At 49.0% G+C, this 1,733-nt stretch carries 1 protein-coding gene and 2 pseudogenes; all 3 read left to right on the forward strand.

Annotated elements, in window-relative coordinates; genetic code table 11:
* Positions 1-315 (forward strand): annotated as a pseudogene (locus tag PGY33_RS14240) (VirB6/TrbL-like conjugal transfer protein, CD1112 family); the annotation flags it as partial.
* Between the two features lie 20 nt (positions 316-335).
* On the forward strand, positions 336-791 hold the full coding sequence (locus PGY33_RS14245; protein WP_270479200.1) for a PrgI family protein: 456 nt from the start codon (positions 336-338) through the stop codon (positions 789-791).
* Positions 748-1,704 (forward strand): annotated as a pseudogene (locus PGY33_RS14250) (VirB4-like conjugal transfer ATPase, CD1110 family); the annotation flags it as partial. The gene PGY33_RS14245 and the pseudogene PGY33_RS14250, both read left to right, overlap by 44 nt.
* Between the last annotated feature and the right edge of the window lie 29 nt (positions 1,705-1,733).

Raw genomic sequence — 1,733 nt, forward strand, 5'->3', positions numbered from 1 at the left:
TACCATAGTGATATGGCAAGGCGCCGGGTTCTTACCCTACTTGTAACTTCGGTGGCTCCCGTTCCAATGGCTGCAATGATGGGCAAGGAATGGGGCGGTATGGGACAGAATTACCTCCGATCTCTGCTGGCACTGGGCTTTCAGGCGTTTCTCATTATCGTCTGCGTGGCAATTTATGCTGTGCTGGTGCAGAACATCGCTATGGAAGATGACATCATCATGGCAATCTGGAGCTGCGTGGGCTACACCGTACTGCTATGTTTTACGCTGTTCAAAACCGGCAGTCTCGCCAAATCAGTCTTTCAGGCGCACTAAAACGGAAGGAGGTTTCCACATTGGCTTATGTACCCGTACCCAAGGACTTAACAAAAGTCAAAACAAAGGTCATGTTCAATCTGACCAAGCGGCAGCTTATCTGCTTCACGGGCGGAGCGCTTATTGGCGTACCGCTTTTCTTTTTGCTCAGAAAACCTACCGAAAACAGTGTAGCGGCTATGTGTATGATGCTGGTTATGCTGCCCTTCTTTATGCTGGCTATGTACGAAAAGCATGGACAGCCCCTGGAAAAGATCGTGGGCAACATTCTCAAAGTAGCTGTGATCCGTCCAAAGCAGCGACCTTACCAGACCAACAACTTTTATGCCGTATTAAAGCGGCAGGAAATGCTCGATAAGGAGGTGTATGACATTGTTCACCGCAATAAAAAAATGGCTGCATCGGATGTTCGGAAAAACCGAGGAAAAAACTGTGCAGCCGGTAAAGACAAAGAAAAAACTGTCCCGCGCCGATAAGAAGCAGATCGAAGCGGCCATTGCCCGCGCTAACCGCACGGACAAAAAAGGAAAATCTGCGCAGGACAGTATCCCTTATGAACGAATGTGGCCGGACGGAATCTGCCGCGTATCGGACAGCCACTACACAAAGACCATCCAGTTTCAGGACATCAACTATCAGCTCTCCCAAAACGAAGATAAGACGGCAATCTTTGAGGGTTGGTGTGATTTCCTCAATTATTTTGACAGCTCGATTCATTTCCAGCTGTCTTTTTTGAACCTTGCGGCATCGGAGGAGACCTTTGCTAACTCCATTTCCATCCCGCCCCAGAGGGACGCCTTTGACAGTATCCGCGAGGAATACACCACAATGCTGCAAAATCAGCTGGCCAGAGGTAACAACGGTCTCATCAAGACCAAATATCTGACCTTTGGTATCGACGCGGACAGCATCAAAGCCGCCAAGCCCCGTCTGGAGCGTATTGAGACCGATATACTTAATAACTTCAAGCGTCTTGGTGTAGCTGCCAGAACGCTGGACGGTAAAGAAAGGCTTTTTCAGCTTCATGCGGTATTCCACATGGATGAACAACTCCCGTTTCTGTTTGAATGGGACTGGCTGGCTCCTTCCGGTCTGTCCACAAAGGATTTTATTGCACCAAGCTCCTTTGAGTTCCGCACCGGCAAGCAGTTCCGTATGGGTAAGAAATATGGGACTGTTTCTTTTTTGCAGATTCTCGCACCGGAACTGAATGACCGTTTGCTGGCTGATTTTCTGGATATGGAAAGCTCGCTCATTGTGAGTATGCACATTCAGTCGGTGGATCAGGTGAAAGCCATCAAAACGGTAAAGCGGAAGATTACCGACCTGGACCGCAGCAAGATCGAGGAACAGAAAAAAGCAGTCCGTGCCGGATACGACATGGACATCAGTGCGACTCGTTCCTGAACAAAGCCTTC

Origin of the sequence: Butyricicoccus sp. AF18-9LB, assembly GCF_027684505.1 — a bacterium.
GTDB lineage: Bacteria > Bacillota > Clostridia > Oscillospirales > Butyricicoccaceae > Agathobaculum > Agathobaculum butyriciproducens.